Origin of the sequence: Pseudomonas sp. WS 5503 (genome assembly GCF_012985385.1) — a bacterium.
In the GTDB taxonomy this organism is placed as follows: Bacteria; Pseudomonadota; Gammaproteobacteria; order Pseudomonadales; family Pseudomonadaceae; genus Aquipseudomonas; species Aquipseudomonas paracarnis.
In genome coordinates, this window is the sequence record NZ_JAAQWI010000023.1 from 1 (window position 1) to 3,237 (window position 3,237).

Consider the following 3,237-nt stretch of genomic DNA (forward strand, 5'->3'; position numbering starts at 1 on the left):
TGAGAAATTCGAATTTTCGGCGAATGTCGTCTTCACAGTATAACCAGATTGCTTGGGGTTATATGGTCAAGTGAAGAAGCGCATACGGTGGATGCCTTGGCAGTCAGAGGCGATGAAAGACGTGGTAGCCTGCGAAAAGCTTCGGGGAGTCGGCAAACAGACTTTGATCCGGAGATGTCTGAATGGGGGAACCCAGCCATCATAAGATGGTTATCTTGTACTGAATACATAGGTGCAAGAAGCGAACCAGGGGAACTGAAACATCTAAGTACCCTGAGGAAAAGAAATCAACCGAGATTCCCTTAGTAGTGGCGAGCGAACGGGGACTAGCCCTTAAGTGGCTTTGAGATTAGCGGAACGCTCTGGAAAGTGCGGCCATAGTGGGTGATAGCCCTGTACGCGAAAATCTCTTAGTCATGAAATCGAGTAGGACGGAGCACGAGAAACTTTGTCTGAATATGGGGGGACCATCCTCCAAGGCTAAATACTACTGACTGACCGATAGTGAACTAGTACCGTGAGGGAAAGGCGAAAAGAACCCCGGAGAGGGGAGTGAAATAGATCCTGAAACCGTATGCGTACAAGCAGTGGGAGCCCACTTTGTTGGGTGACTGCGTACCTTTTGTATAATGGGTCAGCGACTTATTTTCAGTGGCGAGCTTAACCGAATAGGGGAGGCGTAGCGAAAGCGAGTCTTAATAGGGCGTCTAGTCGCTGGGAATAGACCCGAAACCGGGCGATCTATCCATGGGCAGGTTGAAGGTTGGGTAACACTAACTGGAGGACCGAACCGACTACCGTTGAAAAGTTAGCGGATGACCTGTGGATCGGAGTGAAAGGCTAATCAAGCTCGGAGATAGCTGGTTCTCCTCGAAAGCTATTTAGGTAGCGCCTCATGTATCACTGTAGGGGGTAGAGCACTGTTTCGGCTAGGGGGTCATCCCGACTTACCAAACCGATGCAAACTCCGAATACCTACAAGTGCCGAGCATGGGAGACACACGGCGGGTGCTAACGTCCGTCGTGAAAAGGGAAACAACCCAGACCGTCAGCTAAGGTCCCAAAGTTATGGTTAAGTGGGAAACGATGTGGGAAGGCTTAGACAGCTAGGAGGTTGGCTTAGAAGCAGCCACCCTTTAAAGAAAGCGTAATAGCTCACTAGTCGAGTCGGCCTGCGCGGAAGATGTAACGGGGCTCAAACCATACACCGAAGCTACGGGTATCACGTAAGTGATGCGGTAGAGGAGCGTTCTGTAAGCCTGTGAAGGTGAGTTGAGAAGCTTGCTGGAGGTATCAGAAGTGCGAATGCTGACATGAGTAACGATAATGGGTGTGAAAAACACCCACGCCGAAAGACCAAGGTTTCCTGCGCAACGTTAATCGACGCAGGGTTAGTCGGTCCCTAAGGCGAGGCTGAAAAGCGTAGTCGATGGAAAACAGGTTAATATTCCTGTACTTCTGGTTATTGCGATGGAGGGACGGAGAAGGCTAGGCCAGCTTGGCGTTGGTTGTCCAAGTTTAAGGTGGTAGGCTGAAATCTTAGGTAAATCCGGGATTTCAAGGCCGAGAGCTGATGACGAGTTACCTTTCAGGTAACGAAGTGGTTGATGCCATGCTTCCAAGAAAAGCTTCTAAGCTTCAGGTAACCAGGAACCGTACCCCAAACCGACACAGGTGGTTGGGTAGAGAATACCAAGGCGCTTGAGAGAACTCGGGTGAAGGAACTAGGCAAAATGGCACCGTAACTTCGGGAGAAGGTGCGCCGGTGAGGGTGAAGGACTTGCTCCGTAAGCTCATGCCGGTCGAAGATACCAGGCCGCTGCGACTGTTTATTAAAAACACAGCACTCTGCAAACACGAAAGTGGACGTATAGGGTGTGACGCCTGCCCGGTGCCGGAAGGTTAATTGATGGGGTTAGCTAACGCGAAGCTCTTGATCGAAGCCCCGGTAAACGGCGGCCGTAACTATAACGGTCCTAAGGTAGCGAAATTCCTTGTCGGGTAAGTTCCGACCTGCACGAATGGCGTAACGATGGCGGCGCTGTCTCCACCCGAGACTCAGTGAAATTGAAATCGCTGTGAAGATGCAGTGTATCCGCGGCTAGACGGAAAGACCCCGTGAACCTTTACTATAGCTTTGCACTGGACTTTGAATTTGCTTGTGTAGGATAGGTGGGAGGCTTTGAAGCGTGGACGCCAGTCTGCGTGGAGCCATCCTTGAAATACCACCCTGGCAACTTTGAGGTTCTAACTCAGGTCCGTTATCCGGATCGAGGACAGTGTATGGTGGGTAGTTTGACTGGGGCGGTCTCCTCCTAAAGAGTAACGGAGGAGTACGAAGGTGCGCTCAGACCGGTCGGAAATCGGTCGTAGAGTATAAAGGCAAAAGCGCGCTTGACTGCGAGACAGACACGTCGAGCAGGTACGAAAGTAGGTCTTAGTGATCCGGTGGTTCTGTATGGAAGGGCCATCGCTCAACGGATAAAAGGTACTCCGGGGATAACAGGCTGATACCGCCCAAGAGTTCATATCGACGGCGGTGTTTGGCACCTCGATGTCGGCTCATCACATCCTGGGGCTGAAGCCGGTCCCAAGGGTATGGCTGTTCGCCATTTAAAGTGGTACGCGAGCTGGGTTTAGAACGTCGTGAGACAGTTCGGTCCCTATCTGCCGTGGACGTTTGAGATTTGAGAGGGGCTGCTCCTAGTACGAGAGGACCGGAGTGGACGAACCTCTGGTGTTCCGGTTGTCACGCCAGTGGCATTGCCGGGTAGCTATGTTCGGAATAGATAACCGCTGAAAGCATCTAAGCGGGAAACTAGCCTCAAGATGAGATCTCACTGGAACCTTGAGTTCCCTGAAGGGCCGTCGAAGACTACGACGTTGATAGGTTGGGTGTGTAAGCGCTGTGAGGCGTTGAGCTAACCAATACTAATTGCCCGTGAGGCTTGACCATATAACACCCAAGCAATTTGCGAACTCGAAAGAGACCAGATTGCGGTGTGTGAAGACGCAATGAACCGAAAGTTCGACGCTCACAAAACACCACGATCTATCACATACCCAATTTGCTGAAGCGAGGCCAGCTGGCCACGACTCAGTACCCGAATTTCTTGACGACCATAGAGCATTGGAACCACCTGATCCCATCCCGAACTCAGCAGTGAAACGATGCATCGCCGATGGTAGTGTGGGGTTTCCCCATGTGAGAGTAGGTCATCGTCAAGATTAAATTCC

2 rRNA genes are annotated in these 3,237 nt (G+C 51.4%); both read left to right on the top strand.

Going from position 1 to position 3,237, the window contains the following annotated elements:
- Positions 1-64 precede the first annotated feature (64 nt).
- Positions 65-2,956, top strand: a 23S ribosomal RNA gene (locus tag HBO10_RS30950).
- Positions 2,957-3,112: 156 nt separating this feature from the next.
- Positions 3,113-3,228, top strand: a 5S ribosomal RNA gene (rrf, locus tag HBO10_RS30955).
- Positions 3,229-3,237 lie beyond the last annotated feature (9 nt).